Origin of the sequence: Paenibacillus catalpae, assembly GCF_900112695.1 — a bacterium.
GTDB lineage: Bacteria > Bacillota > Bacilli > Paenibacillales > Paenibacillaceae > Pristimantibacillus > Pristimantibacillus catalpae.
The window spans coordinates 127,106-143,832 of record NZ_FOMT01000006.1 but is presented as its reverse complement, the minus strand read 5'-3'; the positions used below and the strand labels follow the sequence as shown (position 1 = coordinate 143,832).

The window sequence follows — 16,727 nt, the reverse complement described above, 5'->3', positions numbered from 1 at the left end:
TTCTCTTCGCATTCCCGGCATGACCTTAATCGGATGAACCTCCATCAATAGAGCCTGTGTTTGGTGCAAACGGAGACGTCAGCCGGTTCGTAAAGTCATTTACAATGTTAAGAAGATGCGTCTTCTCCTGGCGAAGAGCATCGAATTTCTGTTTCATTTGGGAGAGCTCGGCTTCCAGCCTTGTATTCTTCTCCTCAAGCTCATTTATTTTCTTATTCTTATCGGCAGTCGTCTCATTGTGCTTCTGCAAGAGTCCGGCATAGTTCTGGCGCTCGAGCTCAATGACGCTCTTAAGTTCCTCAACCTCGCCGGATAAGGTGGAATGAAGCTCACGGTAGTCATCCATCATCTGGTCAACCTTCAGATTCTTATCGCTAAGTCTCTTCTCGAGATCCAGAATACTCTTCTCGCGCTCCTCAATGACCTTGCCGAGGTTTTTCAAATCTCTGTTCAACCGGTCAATCTGGCCATTCGCATGTCCCAGCCGGTCCTGCAGATCGTTATGGCTCATTTCGACGTGCTGCTTGGCCTTAATCATCTGCTCAACAGCAAATACGAGATCAAGCGACCGTTTGTCCATGTGGCCCTTATTGATCAGAATCGAGCCTGAAGGCTCATCACTCTGCTCAGCCTTGGCTGAAGTAACCGACACTTCCTCCTGAGGTTCTTCCAAGTCCCTCCTTATCCCAAGATCCTCTCGCGATTGCTGCTGCTCTTTCTTCTTTTGGAAAGGAGAAAACATAGATCAACTCACCTTTTCTGAGAAAATATGTCGATTAATATCGAAAAATGTTTCCTTCATTATAGATTAATTTTCCAAGTTTATATGCGGGGCTAAAGTACCTAATTGCGTCCATGTAACTAGGCTTAAAGGAGTGGTATTGCAGGAGGATGCCAACGTTTAGCCTACTTTCGCAAAATCGCTCACGTGCTTAAGTCCGAGATTTAAATTGTGTTTTCCACTTCACAAATGCGTTGGCGGCCGGAAAGAAAACCTGCATAGCGGTTACTCGCAGCAATGGATTGGCAAATCGCTGCTGCCAGATGAGCGGGGGTCTGGCCTCATCTACGGCTCGCGGCGCGTATTTAAGCATCTCGGTTTGATAGGCTTTCAGCGCGTCAGCAGCATCCGTAGTTGTTGCGAGCAGTTGGGCCAGCGTAACGGCATCGATGATTGCCGTGCTTGCGCCAAGACCTGCAGTTGGAGGCATGGGATGAATCGCATCCCCGATCAGCGTCACCCTTCGGCTCATCCATGGGGCCAGAGCCGCAGGAAACCAGAACGGAAATGCAGCAGCGCTGTTTGGCGTGGCCTGTTGGACAATTTGCCGATAGACTGGTGACCAATCCCGAATGAGTCGGAGCGTCTCCTCCATTAGCTGCCCGGACGTCAGCTTCGCCGGATCAGCACTGTAGATAGATAGCGGTGCCGCTACCGACCAAACCATGTACGGCTCTTCTGTCCGTATAAGTGAATTCGTTGTGCCACCATCCAAGACACTTCCGCCAGATAGATCATGAATCGTATAAAACGCACCTACACCCTTTGGTCCGATTACAAAGCCGGGGCCCTGGTACAGGTCTTTATTCAAGCTTATGCGTATAGCGTCAGTCAGCAGCGTTTTCCCAGCTATACCAATAATGCCTGCAGACTTTGCGCTTGGCCTTCCCAATAATTGACGCCCTACTAGTGAACGAACGCCATCGGCTCCAACCAATATATCCACCTTTTCGCTGGCAGCATTGTTGAAGTACAGCCGCACACCGGATTCCCGCTCCTCATACCGCTCATAACGGACACCCCAACGGATAATGTCCTCCATCTCTGCAGCAAGAATGGTCCGAAGCGGTACCCGCCCAATCATCGCCAGATCTTCCCCGGCAGGAGAAGGTATAAGAAACTGCGTTTTCCCTCGATGGTCCATAATCGAGAAGGTCCGAAATGCCTCCGGGCCAGTACCGCTAGCCCGTATGGCTTGCTCAAATCGTTCCGGCAATCCTTGCCGCAAGGCTGACAGCGCTTCTCCGCTAAGATGCAGACGGTACCCTGGCGTCCTCCACGGTCCAGGATCACGGTCGAACACAATAACATCGATGTTTTTCGCCCGCAAAGCCTGTGCCAGCGTTAATCCGCCAATTCCTCCGCCAATGATTCCGATACGCATAAGCATCCCCCGCTTCTTCTTCCTCCCATATACGTATGTCGATAAGCATGGTATATATAAATGTTTCACGTGAAAAAATCGGAGCTGCTCAAAAAGAAAAGGCACCCCGAGAGGTGCCTTTTCTAAATATACCTATTATTTTTGTGGAGCAAAGTTGTTGTAAATACGGGTTGCATTTACTTTGCCGGTGCTCAGGTCTTCCGTTGTAAATCCGGATACCGCGTTGCCGACTTTGAATTCTTTTTGCAGCAGCTCGTCGGACTGTTCGCCAGCTGTTGGTTCAGTAATGCCCATAATGGTGTCAGGAGTTACCGTTACCCATACATCATTAACTTTGAAGCTTTTGCCGTCTGCGCTTACTTCGGAGATAAAGCCGTCAATGTTAACCGCCATTTTGCCTGTAGTAGCTGGCTTGCCGGCATCCTCTTTCTCAGGCGCGATAAGGTTGTAGATCACATCAGCCGATACTTTACCTGTGCTTACGTCCTGGGAAGTAAAGCCGGAAACGATGTTGCCTACTTTAAATTCTTTATTGAGCAGCTCTTGGGACGGCTCTGCCGCTGTTGGCTCGCTGCTTCCCAGCTGTGTTTTATCCGTTACTTCTACCCACAGGTCGCCTACTTTGAAGCTTTTGCCGTCTTCGCTTACTTCAGAGATCACGCCGTCGATGTTAACCGCAACTTTGCCCATGATAGGAGGCTTGGATGTTGCGTCAGCCGTTTGCTCCTGATTTGTTGGGGCGGACGCCGGGTTATTTTGATTTTGGTTTACGCTAATTACGCCAACCGCCAAGATTGCTGCTGCTGCAATACCTACTGTCCAACCAGTCAATTTCTTTTTGTTTGCTTTTTCCATTTTAATCCGCCCCTTTTGAATTGTAGAGTTATTTGTAGGGTTAATTGTTGATTTATCTAATTCCAGCATTAACTTCTGATAGGTTGCCTCTTTGAAGTCCTCGCTGGTTCGCACGCGGGACATCGCGGATTTATAAACAGATTTCTTCATCCTCCAGGCCTCCAATCTTTTCTTTTAAGAGTGAACGTCCTCTGGCAAGCCAAGTTCCTACCGTTGCGGACTTAGCCTGCATAATTGCCGCTATCTCCTGGATTGAGTATCCTTCGTAATAATGCAGATGAATGGGAATGCGATACTTCTTGTCTAAGGAGAGTACGGCCTGCAGGACCTCACTTTCTTCCTTGGGGAGGTAGCTCAGGTCTTCGGGCACAGGGTTTCTGCTTTTGAACCATCCGGTTTTCAGCATATTTTTGCTTTTATTAATGGTTGTTCGAATCAACCATGCTTTTTCATGTTCACTGTTCTCAAAGACAGGGCGCTTTTGCAGATACGTCAGGAAAACCTCCTGCGTCACTTCTTCTGCATCCGCTATATTTTTCAAATAAGCAAAAGCAATCTTGATCATGCTTTGCGAATATAGATCCAAGGCCCGTCGCACAGATTCATTGAGCTCATATGAATTGTACACCTCAGCACCTCCTTTCACTTGTAATACAACTGAGTGCCCAATTATTTTTCATTCGATACTAATTATTTTTTAAAGACGTAACAAAGGCCGTGAATGACTGCAATTTCCCGACATGTAAATTACCCCAATCGCCCAAAAAAGACAAAGAGGCAAACTCCTCTTCCTGCATGCAGGATGGAATTTGCCTCATTAATAGATGGGTATTTCCTCATTACTTGATATTACCTATAAGATTAGCTTTCAAAAACTCTCTCATCTGGACAGGCTCCCGGCCGAGTAGCCTGGCTAGTGCCCCATCCGTGCGCGCGAACTCGCCATTACGGCTTGCTTTGAAGAGGCACGCAAACATATCCGCTCTCTCTTCAGGCAGACCATGAGCAAGCAGACCCGCCCGATACTCGTCATCCGGCACAACAACCCGGCGAATCAGGCGGCCGGTCAGCTCGGAGGCCATCGCCGCGATGCCGGCAAGGTCGAACGTTTCCGAAGCCGTAAGAACCGGAGTAATGCCCTCAAGTCCCCCTTCGCTGATTGCTATCGCAGCCGCTTCCGCCAAATCGGAATGAGCCGTCCAAGCTACTGGCCCATCTTCCGGTGCTGCCAGTATACCCGATTGAAGAGCGTCACCAAGCATCATGAGTGCCGAGCCCGCGTAAAAGCCATTGCGAAGGGAGGTAAACGCCACGCCCGATGCTTGCAAGACATCTTCGGTAGCGGCATGGTCCACCATCGGCGGGAAATAAGACATTGGCGAAGCTCCCATCTGACTGGTGTAATGAATGCGATGAACACCTGCCTTCTTGGCCGCCTCAATTGCCGTGCGATGGTGCTTGAGAGCAGCATCGCCAAGACTATTGGACGACACAATAAGAACCTGAGCAGCCACTTCGAATGCATGAGCCAAACTTTCCGCATCGTTATAATTGCCCTGACGCACGCGGACTCCCCGCTCCCGAAGATCGTTAACCTTGCTTGTATCCCTTACACTTAGACCAATCTGATCGGCCGGAACACGCTCAAGCAGCTGATTCACCACCAGCCGGCCAAGCTGGCCGCTTGCTCCCGTAATAATAATCATGATGATATCCTCCTCCTTCTTCCTGTTTATGAAGACTAACTCTACACCGTTGTCTAAATAACATTGTTGTGTATACTACAGTGTAGATATCATAATAGGCCACCTGAAAAACCCTCGCAATCAGCAATAAGACGTATTGGTTGCTTACACAACACGGATGCATGTTTGTTGGGTTAACCGGTAGGAGGAGGTTAAAAATGCCGGTAAATATAAACGACCCCCGCGTCAAACGAACGCGTCAGCTGCTGATGCAGGCTTTTATGGAGATTCTTAATGAGAAGAAAAATATCTATTCCATCTCCGTGCAGGATATTGCGGCACGGGCTACGGTAAACCGCGCCACCTTTTATGCCCATTTTGAAGATAAATACGCGTTCCTGGAAAGCTGGATGAGGGAGAAGTTCCAGACAAAGCTGGAAACCGAGCTGCCGAGCGGCTCATTATCAGATATGTTGAGCCTGAAAGCCCTTATTACAAGCGTATTCGACTTCCTTTCCCGTACCCGGCAGTATATGACTCCTGCGGACAGTCAATTCGAACCTCTATTCGAGGTTGCCATGCAGAATGAGCTTCACCAGCTTCTGTTCAACTGGTTGAGTAAACAGAATTCTAACGCCTCTCGAGAAATCGTTGAGACTGCCGCTCTCGTTGTCAGCTGGGGCATATTCGGATCAGCCGTACAGTGGAGCCGCAGTTCTCACAAACGTCCTATGGATCAGATGGTGCGGGATGTACTGGTTGTTGCAGCGGCAAGCCTGGCGCCTGTTATGGAGTAAGTCATTAAACACAAAAGAACACTCCCGGCAAAAGTTTCCCATTTATATTCATCTGCTTCTAGCTGCCAACCGGCCTTCCCGGACAAAACGTGCTGCATCGGCCATCTGCGGTTCGCTTACTGCTTCCATTGTCGCAAAGCCATACGGCTTGTACTGCTCAAGCAGCTCGAAGAATAGCGGATAGTTCAGCTCACCAGAGCCGGCTGCCGTCTCGGTCAACGTACCGTCTGCTGCGCGGCGCAGGTCTTTCACATGTGCGCTCACGATGCGAGGGCCAAGCAGGCGGAAGGCTTCACGCATCGTATGGTCCTGATTCTCGAACCGCGCGGGGTTCATTAAGTTGCAAGGATCCATCACAACGCCAACACAAGAGGACGGGAACCGCTCAATGGCTTCAGCCAGAGTTTCCGTTGTATCGATCATATGTCCCTGTGCAGCTTCCAGACCGATCGTCACGCCCCACCGCTCTGCCTCTTCGACCAGCTCTTCAAGCGCCCGGTTTAACCGTTCGACATGCTGGCCGCGACGCTCCGGATCGGTTACGCCGCCGACCTCGGTCGCTACAATGGGAGCGCCGAAGTGCCTGGCGCTACGAAGATGCTCCTTGAAACGGTCTACATTATGACGGAATACGTCATCATCCAGATCAACCAGACTTGCGTAGCAGCCCAGTACCGCGATGCGCACACCTTGCTCCGCAAATGCTCCGCCTACCTCCTGAGCAAGTCCGGGACTTAGCTTGCCAAGCCGGGAATCTACATCCGAGAACGCTTTTGCAAGCGCCAGCTGTACATAGGGAAAATCTTGTGCAGCAACCTTCGCCGCCAATTCCTTATAAGGCAACGTTCCAAGCAAATGAGCTAAAATTCCGACTGACATGATTACCATCCTCTCACGTTTCATCTGAAATCTACTTTGTCTATCATTATACTTGGTATCTCCTGGAACGTAAAAAGGAAAAACCCGCGCGCCTAACCCGAAAGATAGCCACTTTAAAAACAAAGTGCTTGTCTATCGGGTTAAAGCGCCGGGTTCCTTATGTTACCTACTCAAAATTTTGAATTAACGCCAAGGCTTCTTCATGATCCGGTTCAAGCCTTATTAATTCTCTTAAGTAATGCAGAGCCTCATCCACCAATTCCAGCTCGAAACAGCAGATGGCCAGGCAATAAAATACGGTAGATACAATCTCCTCTTCGTCTTCCTTGACCGAGATTTCGAGGAAATGCTTGGATTCCTCATACATGTCCATTTCAAACAGCAGCAATCCCGCTTCAAGAGCAAGATCATACTTCTGCTCCATCACATAATACGAAGACCACATAATCCGTATCCCGAGCAAAATATCTTCCTTCTCTTCATCCAAGGCATCCGCCAGAAGACTCGAAATCTGCTTCGTGCTCTGGATGAAAAACTCCGCGTCATGGCCGCCGAGGCGCCAGAAGCTCAAAATATGCCGCAGCTCCATGCTCTCCAGGTTGCGGTCTACCCAGATCTTCAAGCTGTAGAAATCATCCGGACCATAGCGCTCTACAAACCGGCGATAAGCTAATCGGGTCTGGAGACAGCTCTCCGGCGAATCCACATGGATCATGCAGCCCACATTTATATTCTCGTAGTGGTGTTGGGGAAATAACACCAAGGCACCCTGATTCTCCAGCACCTGTTGAATCGCATGGTAATTAGCCGTTAGAGAGAAGCTGCCGTGCAGGACGAGCTCCGGCGGGTCTGCGAATTTCCAGTTATCAAGCAGATGATCTCCTTTATCGGCCGTCAGCAACAAATAACCGGCTTGTGACAGCTGATTTAACCGATCCAGGCAAGTTAATCCGGCAACGGGGAATACAATATGCGAATCTTCAAGCTGCTCCTGATAGACCGCTATGACGTCACGGTACGGATAAGTTTCTTCCTCGTACGCCGGCGCCCTCCGGTGCTCGTAGCTTAGAGCGATTTGAGTCAACAGCTCGGACGGTTTCAGGGATTCCCTATTTTCCGGATATTCAACCATCACGTCGGTCTCATAAATTTGACCTTCACCCACATAAAGCAGCTCTTGCGGAATTCCATCGAAGAAATAGTTCCCGACGATGACTAAAGGCTGCTTTACATCTCCCTTGCCGATTGTCTCTCCGGATACAATCAGCTTCAGCTCTGTATCATGAACGGCATCAAAGGGAGCAAAATCAAGCATTCCCCGCGCGATAAAAGCTTGCAGGGCCGGATGCTTCTGCCAGGCTAGCACATTGCTCATGGCCAGGTCTGTCATGATATAGCGGAATGCTGGCAGCGGAATACCCGCATAGTCTACCAGCTGGCACAACTCATGCAGCACATGGAAAGCAAATCGGCCCGCTCCTGCTCCAAGCTCCACAATTTGAACAGACCCTTCTTGATTGGCCCGGTCTTGCAGAAAACCGAAGATCATCTCGGCATAGGCCGCTGCGATCATGGGATTGCTCGTTATATATTGAGGCACCTGATCGTTGTTCCAGGCCCTTAAACCTTCTTTTTCGTAATATTCCCGCTGAATATTCCAGATCGGCGCTTCACTGAAGCGGTAACGCTGCTTGTTTTGAATAGTCATTTATCCTTAACCTACTTTCTGAACTTTGCACAATACCTCCTATCTTACCTCAATAACAGCTTTTTTACGATTCTTCCCGTTAGGATGCCTCAGCCTTCTGCTGTTTCTTGCCCGGCGCAAACCAGCCCAGAAGCGCAATGGCAACCAAAACACCATAGAAGACAACCGTCCAGCCCGTGCTATGCGGGAAATCATGATCCAGGAGGCCAATATCCTCGTGAGCCAGTGTAATGACAGCCAGCTTGACTCCTACCCATGCTACGATTGCATACGCCGTAGTCTCAAGGGCCGGACGATCGGCAAGCAGCTTCACGAACCAGGTAGCTGCAAACTTGATCAAGATAAGCCCTGCAATTCCTCCAAGCAGCACGACAATAAATTTGCCTCCGTCCATTCCGCCAAACTCGCCAAGCGGTGAATCAGGCAATCCGAGTGCTAGAGCTACCGCAGCAAGAATCGAGTCAATGGCAAAGGCAAGGTCTGCCAGAGCAATCTTGCTTACCGTAGGCCAGAAGCCTGAACCCGCTTTTTGTTTTTCGTCCTTATGAACATCCTCGTTCTTCTTGCCAAACCGTGCCTGAATGATGTGCTTTAAACCCAGGTAAAGAAGATAGGCTGCGCCAATCGCTTGTACCTGCCAGACATTTGCAATAAAAGATATCGCAAAAAGAGCGCCAAAACGAAAAACAAAAGCCATAATGATGCCGTAGTTGATCGCTCTTTTCTTCTGATCATCCGGCAAATGCTTCGCTATAATCGCGAGCACCAGCGCATTGTCCGCCGACAATAAACCCTCCAAGCCTATAAGGATTAGTAACGCCCACGCATACTCCAGCCAGATTGATTCCAACGTGGATTCCCCTCTCTTCGAACATAATCGGTATAAGCAATAATCTTCTCTTGACCGTCAATGCATATACGTACGAAATGGCCATAGGATTTCAATTTTTTCGCAAAAAATTTGAACTGGAACCAAATGGAAGGAGAATGCGTATCAGGAGAAACGAACGAACAGGGTACGGAGGTAGAGAATGAGGTCTATGATTAAGAAAAAAGAAGGGGCACTGGAGTACGCACTTTCGGTGAAAGGAACACCCGCGATCATCCTAATGAACGGAGGAAGCGGTCCTGTTGAGGGCTGGCACAAAATCTATCATGCACTGGCTGATGATTTTACCGTGCTGGCCTATAATCGCCTGGGAGTGGGTAAAAGCGATCGGCCGTCCAGTCCCCAGCACGGTGCGGCTATTGTATCGTCTCTGAGGGAGCTGCTTGATGCGATCAAGCTGCCTCCCCCTTATATTCTTGTCGGGCATTCGCTTGGGGGATTGTATGCCCATTTATTTGCCCGCGAGTTCCCGGGCCATATTGCCGGTGTTGTGCTCCTTGAAGCGAGCCATCCGCTGGATCTGGCGATTAACGATACCCAGCCTGCTTTGATCCGCCTTATCAACCGTTTTCTAAGCGGATTTGATGCCCTCTCTCCCTCCAGAAAGTGGAATGAAATTCACTATGTAGAGGAGACAGCGAAGCAATTGGAGCAGGCCGGACCTTTTCCTGACATCCCTCTCTTTGTTGTGACAGGAACAAGCAAACCTCCGATGATGCCGAAGCAGGCCTTTGACATTCGAATGAAGAATCAGCTGGACCTCGTACAGCTAAGCAAACACGGCAAACAGGTCCTAGCAACGCGCAGCGGACATTTCCCGCAATTCACGGAGCCGGACCTCGTCATTCAAACGATCCGGGAGTGTGTGCAGCCCTAATTAAACGCTTGGTTGGTCAGCTTCCTAACATCCCATACGTTTACCTTTTGCTGTGACTCTTCATGATAGAGCCATCTATCCTGAACATGGTCAACGAACAATACTCCGTTTAAATGATCGATTTCGTGCTGCATGCAGCGGGCGAGGTATCCTTCTCCTTCAAGGGTGATGGTCTCGACAACCGGCTTTGCTGTTTTTCTTAAGATAGGGTCGCCAAAAGGCAAGATGAGTTTCACCGACATGGTCAGGCTCCTTTCACTTTATGCGGCGGCGTATAGACCCACAAGTCATTAGGCGTACACTCGAGCGCCGTACAAAGAGCATCGAGCGTTTCTGCTTTCATTTGCTTCGGTTGATGGGTTAACAGAGCGCTTATAGAGGCCGGAGTCAGATTGTAATCTGCCTTCTCCCTTAATAACCTCGCTAAAGCCGCACCTGTCCAAATTTGTCTGTCTGCCATTACTTTTCTTAGCATCCATACGAGCATTTCATCACCTCTGATATTAGGTAATAACTTATTTTATTAGGTAATGCCTAATATATCACATTTATGCAATTCATTAAAATCGGACAATTATTTGATGAGATCCGATCTATTCTTTCCTCTCCGGATTGATTAGTATAAAAGGTAAACACCACGGCGCACGATGCCCGCACTTCGATCACTTCAACAAAAATCTCCAGACTATAGGAGGAACAACAACTATCATGGCAATCCCTGCAAAGAACACACCATGGCAAGGAAGTTGGATTTGGGGAGGATCTGAGGAAAGTCCCCGTAACGAGTGGCGTTGGTTCAGAACCTCCTTCAGCTGCCCTCTGGATTTGGAAGCACTGGCGAAGGCTGTCTTATGGATTACGGCAGACTCCCGTTACGAGCTATACGTCAATGGAACAAGGGTCGGCAGAGGTCCTGTTCGTTACTTCTCCACGGATATTTTCTATGACGGATATGAAGTCGGGCATCTGCTGCGCCGGGGCGAAGTGAATACCATTGCGGTGCAAGTGATGCATTATGGCGTCTCTACCTTTACCTATTTGAGAGGACGCGGCGGCTTGCTTGCCCAATTAGACATACTCTCGGAGGATGGGGAGATTACGCTCGCCAAGACCGGAGCCGATTGGCTTACGTCCTTGCATGAGGGTCAAGATCCGGCCATGGCGCGGATGTCCTGTCAGCTTGCCTACTCGGAGCGGATCGACGGAAGAAAGCTTGCAGAGGACTGGACCTCATCCGATTATTCGGATAAGCATTGGCAGCAGGCGGAGGTTATTGGCCAAGCCGGAATGGAGCCCTGGGTGCGGCTGCATCCGAGAGATATTCCGTATTTGACGGAGGAGCCCGTCCTGCCTGCGCGTGTCATCTCGTTAAATCGGGTTGTCCCATACAGGCTTACTGCTTTTATCGATGCGTATGCCCTTATGAAAGCTCCCGGCGAAGAGAATGCCAATCATATCCGCTTCTGCGGCGCCTTTATGACCACACTCCGGTTGAAGGAAGCTTCGGACGTAAAGGTCATGTTCCACGTTGGCGGACTAGGCATGGTCAGGCTGGGAGAGCAGGTATATTCGGCAGAGGATATGGAAGGCGAAGCCCCTCTTGCAACCCTTCGCGCCCATTTGCCGGCAGGCGAGCATGTCTTGCTGTATACCGTTTTTGGGCCCGAACACGGCCATAGCAACCGGATAGGCATCGATGCGGATCAAGAGATCGAGTGGGTCTCGCCTCTGGAGGCGGAGTTCGTCCATGCGGAAGGGACGATGTCTCCATTCGTACGTATTGGTCCTTCCTATACATACACCTGCATCGATTACGTGGTACAGTACGACAAGTTTGCAGCATGGAAGGCTGCAAAGACCGAGTTCGAGGACCGAATCGCCTCTATCGCAACAATTGAAGAGCTGCGGGCTACAGCATATCCGGTCGAGCCTGTCCCGCATAGCCATGCTAACGGCGAAGATGCGTTTATGCCGCAATTCGCCAAACGCGAATCCGATGCGTACGCCGTTCCGGCCAGTCTGCAGCGTATTGCGGCAGCCTCCTCCGATCCGGGAATTGTGCCCGTGTTTAACAACGCGGACACGGAATTTATGCTCGATTTCGGCAAGGAGTGGAGCGGATACCTTGAATTCGAGCTGGAGGCCGAGGCAGGAGTTACGATTGATTGGTACGGCATTGAATACCGGAAGGATACCTATATCCAACATACATTTGGTCTGGACAATACACTGCGTTATGTGACAAGGCAAGGGTTTCAGCGTTATTCCTCCCCTGTCCGGAGAGGGCTGCGTTACCTGATCGTCACCGTCCGTGGCGCTACAAGTCCGGTTCGTATCCGCGGTGTGCGGATCATCCAAAGCAACTATCCCGCACCGGAGATTGGAAGCTTCCAATGCTCGGATGATAGGCTGGGACGGATTTGGGATATTGCCAAGCATACAACCAAGCTTTGCATGGAGGACACCTTCGTGGATTGTCCGGCTTATGAGCAGACTTTCTGGGTAGGCGACAGCCGCAATGAAGCGCTCGTCAACTACTACGCGTTCGGGGGAACGGATATCGTGGAACGCTGCCTTCGTTTGGTTCCCGGCTCTGCGTTCCAGACGCCGCTCTACGGCGACCAGGTACCAAGCGCCTGGACCAGCGTCATTCCGAACTGGACGTTCTTCTGGATTGTCGCCTGCCGGGAATACGCCGAGCATACAGGCAATCGCGAATTTGCAGCTGAGATACTCCCATCGGTCTTATTCACGTTAGATCATTATCTGAAGCTTCTGAACGCGGATGATCTGCTTGATATGAAAGGGTGGAACCTGCTGGACTGGGCGCCAATCGACCAGCCGGATGACGGAATTGTTACGCATCAGAATGTCATGCTGAAGAAGGTTCTGGAGGACGCAGCCGCGATTGTTGCATTCGCCGGGGTACCTGAACAGGGGACAAAATACACGGAGCGCGCCGCTAGAATGAAAGCCGCGATTAATCAGCATCTCTGGAGCGAGGAGCGCGGTGCCTATCTCGACTGTATTCATCCGGGGGGCCGCCGTTCGACTATCTTCAGCATGCAGACGCAAGTCATGGCGCTCCTCGCGGACGTCGCGGATGAAGAACGCCAAGTGCTCTTGAAGGAATACTTAACAGCTACACCGGAAGGATTCGTACCCGTCGGAAGTCCGTTTATGTCCTTCTTCTATTACGAGGCGTTAATGGCAAACGGCAACCTGCAATGGATGCTCGACGACATGCGCACGAACTACGGATTCATGCTTGATAACGATGCAACGACATGCTGGGAAATGTATGGACATACAACCATGAACCGCGCGAACGAAAATGATCTGACCCGCAGCCATTGCCATGCCTGGTCTGCCGCACCGGGATATTTCCTTGGTGCCTATGTGCTGGGAGTTAGATCCGCCACGCCGGGGTGGACGAAGGTTATTATCGAACCGCAGATCGGAGATTTAAGCTGGGCCAAGGGAACCGTTCCTTTGCCGCAGGACGGTTGCGTGGAGGTAAGCTGGAAAGCCGGGAATGGCAGCCTAACCGAGCTCACCGTTACCGCTCCCGAGCTGATCGAGCTCGATATTCGGGTCCCGGCAGCATGCGCCGTAACGATTCGTCGGGTGAAGACACTGTAAAAGATATAGCAAAGCCCCCGCTCCTTACGTAGGTGCGGGGGCTTTATGTATTATCGAAAAATGCTGAGAAGCAACATGGATGCGCCAATCAGCACGCTAACCGAGATGATAAAGTAACCAATAAACCTGATGGGGCTGGATAAAGAGATTAACATCTTACATGTTTACGCTTGAAGCCGAGCTGCCCTTTGTCTACCGCCTTCTGAATATTAACGGAAGCGTTGATAAGCTTGTTTTTCGCCGTACCCTTGCCAACCTCTACCGGACCTACTTCCTTTGCGGTCTCAACCGCCTTGTCATGGAGCGGCAGATAGGATGAGGCTACGGTGTACAGGAAATTGTTCATCGCGTATTTCGTGCGTTCAGGCGCATCATGAATCGAATCTTTCACAAGCTCCAGCATACCCGCGATTTTCTCCTCGGAGAACTCGCTGTCCGGACGATTGCCGAGCAGCCAGCAGTAACAGCTCCAGCCCGCCGACATCTTAAGCTCCTCACCGCTTGCAATCCATTTATCGGACACCTCTTGCGCAATATCCGCTTCAGACAACGTTACAGCCACCACATAGTCCGACAGCATGTAAAAATACGCGCCGTCAATCCACCGCTCGAAATCCGCTTCCGTCATCGCCTTCGGGTCGGCAATGATCCCGGCGAAGTACATCGCGTCATAATTCCCTGTCGCATAGAGCTGCTCGGCCAGCGGCTGATTAAGTTTTATTTTCCGGAAGATAGGCTTCATCTCGCCCGTAGCCACCCCAAACAGCGGTTCGTGCGCGCCATTGGATAAGTAGATCTTTTTGGTTCGTTCCTTGCTAAGCCCTTCAAGCTCCTGCATGACCTCTTCTAGATTCATTGTTCGCACTTCCTTTGGTTATTGGGGAAATAGCTCTCTTCCTTGAATATACCATACAAGGTTACTTGAAAGTGCGTATATGAGCTGAAAGTGCGTACTTCACAGCACCTCTGTTCTGTTTCACAATAGTCATCAAGAAGCAGAGGAGGAATGGAATATGAAAAAGGATACGCCAAAGACCGCTCTTGTCGTTGGAGCAAACGGAGTTATCGGAAGGAATCTTATCGATTATCTGAGGACGCTTCCCGAATGGGATATTATCGGAGTATCTCGGCGCGGCGGAGAGGCTTCTGGCCGGACGCGGTATATCGCCGTTGATCTTCTCGATGAAGAAGACACCCGCGAGAAGTTAAGTGGACTAACCGCCGTTACGCATATCTTTTATGCGGCTTATCAGGATCGATCTACATGGGCTGAACTTGTCGTCCCTAACCTTTCCATGCTCGTGAATGTTGTCAACGCCATTGAACCAATCGCTCCAAATTTGCAGCATATCAGCCTCATGCAAGGTTATAAAGTGTACGGTGCGCATCTAGGACCCTTCAAGACGCCGGCACGGGAGACGGATGCTTATCACATGCCGCCTGAATTTAATGTCGACCAACAGCAGTTTCTTGAGAAACGGCAGCCGGGAAGCAGCTGGACCTGGTCAGCCCTTCGCCCTTCCGTCGTTGCCGGGTTTGCATTGGGCAATCCCATGAACCTGGCGATGGTTATCGCCATCTACGCTTCCATGTCGAAGGAGCTTGGTCTGCCGCTTCGTTTCCCGGGAAAGCCCGGTGCTTACCATAGCCTGCTGGAAATGACAGACGCGAATTTGCTTGCCCGCGCGACAGTGTGGGCAGCCACCGATGAACGCTGCGCGAATCAAGCCTTTAACATTACGAACGGCGACCTCTTCCGGTGGAACGAGCTTTGGCCGAAGATTGCCGCCTATTTCGGGCTTGAGACCGCCCCTCCGTTACCAATGTCGCTGGATGTCGTTATGGCTGACAAAGAACCGCTCTGGAATGCCATGGTCGATAAATACGATTTGCAGAAAATCAGCTATAAAGACGTGTCATCGTGGCGTTTCGGGGATTTCGTGTTCTCTTGGGACTATGACTTTTTTGCAGACGGCTCCAAAGCCCGGCGCTTCGGCTTCCATGACTTTATCGATACGGAAAAAATGTTTATGGACATATTTGAAGACTTCCGGCAGCGGAAGATCATTCCGTGATCTCCTCTTCAGATACCGGAGGTTTGAAAAGAATCTTGCCTTTGTCGCCGTACTTCTTATCCATATACCCGTCACCCCAGCGGCACATGGCATGCAGGATTTCTTTCAAGCTCCACCCATAGTCCGTCAACTCATATTCCACTTTTGGAGGTATTTGATTATAAGCAATGCGGTTTATGATCCCGTCCCTCACTAGTTCCCCAAGCTGCTGTGTCAGTACTTTTTGCGAAATAGCAGGGATCAGCTGCATGAACTCACCATTACGCTTCTTGCCGAAGGTGAGATGAAATAAGATAACCGGCTTCCACTTGCCTCCGATCACTTCAAGAGTTACTTCAACAGCGGTATTATAAGTTTTCTCCTCATTCTGCATGGTTTCGGATCGCCTCCTATGTCTAACTTTACCATTTCACCTCCGTTTGGAGTACCGCTCCGAGAAAGAAGTTAAGGGCGCCCTATGCAGGACGCCCTTTAAAGTCTTAGAACCGCTCAAAGCTGACAAACTCTCCGACCGGCTTGCGGTAACCGCGTATTCTGCGGTTTGAAGGATCTTCTTTCCCGATTCCAATGAGCAGCGCGGGCACATAACGATCCGGAACTTGCAGCACCTTCATCATGGCTTCAGGGTCAAAGCCTATCATAGGACTGCTGTCCCAGCCCTTTTCTTTGGCCGCGAGCATAAACAGCATCGCTGATAGATTGGCATTCCGGATAGCCTCATCCCGCTTGAAGGCCTCGCCGCGTTCTTCGTAAAACTCGTGAACAGACGATACGGCATAATCAAACTCCTGTTTATTGATAACCCCCAGGTTCAGCAGTCCTTCATTGATCTCCGCTGCATTCAGATACGCATCCATATGTCCTAGAACAAGAATGACGGCGGAAGCCGTTTGCACCTTGTACTGCTTATTGGCAGCTTCATAAACCTGTTGTTTGATCTCCTCATCCTTAACGACTATATAATGGGCATGCTGCAAATTAAACGACGACGGAGCGTACTTCACCAGCTCAAAGATTTCATTCAGTTCCTTATCTTCAATGGATACCCCTTTGTTAAATTTATTTGCAGATCTTCTCTCTGTAACTACGGACACGAAATCGCTCATTTCGCCCGCCTCCTCTATGTAATAGATTAATTTAGCAAAATCTCATTAT

At 50.2% G+C, this 16,727-nt stretch carries 16 protein-coding genes and 1 pseudogene; 4 read left to right on the top strand and 13 right to left on the bottom strand.

The features are described from left to right. Window positions 1-25 precede the first annotated feature (25 nt). The 5 genes from BM200_RS25225 to BM200_RS25205 all read right to left on the bottom strand — a co-directional run bounded on the left by BM200_RS25225 (window position 26) and on the right by BM200_RS25205 (window position 4,726). Complete coding sequence (locus BM200_RS25225) at window positions 26-673, bottom strand: hypothetical protein (RefSeq protein ID WP_245773148.1); 648 nt, start codon at window positions 671-673, stop codon at window positions 26-28. Between the two features lie 259 nt (window positions 674-932). Continuing rightward, window positions 933-2,165 carry an FAD-dependent oxidoreductase gene (locus BM200_RS25220; protein ID WP_175533013.1) on the bottom strand — a complete coding sequence of 411 codons (1,233 nt, stop codon included), beginning with the start codon at window positions 2,163-2,165 and terminating at the stop codon, window positions 933-935. A 135-nt stretch (window positions 2,166-2,300) separates the two neighbouring features. Next, window positions 2,301-3,170 (bottom strand): DUF5666 domain-containing protein, encoded by an 870-nt coding sequence (locus tag BM200_RS25215; protein ID WP_091189466.1) that lies wholly within the window; start codon window positions 3,168-3,170, stop codon window positions 2,301-2,303. Then, on the bottom strand, window positions 3,151-3,648 hold the full coding sequence (locus BM200_RS25210; protein ID WP_091189465.1) for an RNA polymerase sigma factor: 498 nt from the start codon (window positions 3,646-3,648) through the stop codon (window positions 3,151-3,153). Before BM200_RS25210 ends, BM200_RS25215 begins: the two co-directional genes overlap by 20 nt. Window positions 3,649-3,859: 211 nt before the next feature. After that, the gene (locus BM200_RS25205; RefSeq protein ID WP_091189464.1) at window positions 3,860-4,726 is read right to left on the bottom strand and encodes an SDR family oxidoreductase; all 867 of its coding nucleotides are present in this window, start codon (window positions 4,724-4,726) and stop codon (window positions 3,860-3,862) included. Between the two features lie 197 nt (window positions 4,727-4,923). On the opposite strand from BM200_RS25205, the gene BM200_RS25200 reads away from it, so the two are divergent. After that, complete coding sequence (locus BM200_RS25200; protein ID WP_091189463.1) at window positions 4,924-5,502, top strand: TetR/AcrR family transcriptional regulator; 579 nt, start codon at window positions 4,924-4,926, stop codon at window positions 5,500-5,502. Between the two features lie 48 nt (window positions 5,503-5,550). On the opposite strand, the gene BM200_RS25195 is transcribed toward BM200_RS25200, so the two are convergent. From BM200_RS25195 to BM200_RS25185, 3 genes are all read right to left on the bottom strand, one after another. Continuing rightward, complete coding sequence (locus BM200_RS25195) at window positions 5,551-6,381, bottom strand: sugar phosphate isomerase/epimerase family protein (RefSeq protein ID WP_091189461.1); 831 nt, start codon at window positions 6,379-6,381, stop codon at window positions 5,551-5,553. A gap of 166 nt (window positions 6,382-6,547) precedes the next feature. Further along, entirely contained in the window at window positions 6,548-8,089 is a 1,542-nt protein-coding gene (locus BM200_RS25190) for a hypothetical protein (RefSeq protein ID WP_091189460.1), read from the bottom strand. Window positions 8,090-8,168: 79 nt separating this feature from the next. Beyond that, window positions 8,169-8,939: a TerC family protein gene (locus tag BM200_RS25185; protein ID WP_091189459.1), complete on the bottom strand. Its 771-nt coding sequence runs from the start codon at window positions 8,937-8,939 to the stop codon at window positions 8,169-8,171. A 181-nt stretch (window positions 8,940-9,120) separates the two neighbouring features. On the opposite strand from BM200_RS25185, the gene BM200_RS25180 reads away from it, so the two are divergent. Continuing rightward, entirely contained in the window at window positions 9,121-9,855 is a 735-nt protein-coding gene (locus BM200_RS25180) for an alpha/beta fold hydrolase (RefSeq protein WP_091189457.1), read from the top strand. Here the strand turns inward: BM200_RS25180 and BM200_RS25175 are convergent. Both BM200_RS25175 and BM200_RS25170 read right to left on the bottom strand, forming a co-directional pair. Continuing rightward, a pseudogene (locus BM200_RS25175) lies at window positions 9,852-10,031 on the bottom strand (peptide deformylase); the annotation flags it as partial. The gene BM200_RS25180 and the pseudogene BM200_RS25175 sit on opposite strands and share 4 nt — an antisense overlap. Window positions 10,032-10,099: 68 nt before the next feature. Beyond that, entirely contained in the window at window positions 10,100-10,342 is a 243-nt protein-coding gene (locus tag BM200_RS25170; protein WP_091189454.1) for a helix-turn-helix domain-containing protein, read from the bottom strand. Window positions 10,343-10,563: 221 nt separating this feature from the next. On the opposite strand from BM200_RS25170, the gene BM200_RS25165 reads away from it, so the two are divergent. Then, window positions 10,564-13,497, top strand: coding sequence for a family 78 glycoside hydrolase catalytic domain (locus BM200_RS25165; protein ID WP_091189453.1), 2,934 nt, complete (start codon window positions 10,564-10,566; stop codon window positions 13,495-13,497). Between the two features lie 148 nt (window positions 13,498-13,645). On the opposite strand, the gene BM200_RS25160 is transcribed toward BM200_RS25165, so the two are convergent. After that, window positions 13,646-14,353 (bottom strand): DNA alkylation repair protein, encoded by a 708-nt coding sequence (locus BM200_RS25160; protein WP_091189451.1) that lies wholly within the window; start codon window positions 14,351-14,353, stop codon window positions 13,646-13,648. A 157-nt stretch (window positions 14,354-14,510) separates the two neighbouring features. On the opposite strand from BM200_RS25160, the gene BM200_RS25155 reads away from it, so the two are divergent. Next, a complete protein-coding gene (locus BM200_RS25155; protein WP_091189449.1) occupies window positions 14,511-15,572 on the top strand; it encodes an SDR family oxidoreductase in 1,062 nt (353 codons plus the stop codon). On the opposite strand, the gene BM200_RS25150 is transcribed toward BM200_RS25155, so the two are convergent. Continuing rightward, complete coding sequence (locus BM200_RS25150; protein WP_091189447.1) at window positions 15,562-15,945, bottom strand: winged helix-turn-helix transcriptional regulator; 384 nt, start codon at window positions 15,943-15,945, stop codon at window positions 15,562-15,564. The two genes, BM200_RS25155 and BM200_RS25150, sit on opposite strands and share 11 nt — an antisense overlap. A 106-nt stretch (window positions 15,946-16,051) precedes the next feature. Beyond that, entirely contained in the window at window positions 16,052-16,678 is a 627-nt protein-coding gene (locus tag BM200_RS25145; protein WP_091189445.1) for a nitroreductase family protein, read from the bottom strand. Window positions 16,679-16,727 lie beyond the last annotated feature (49 nt).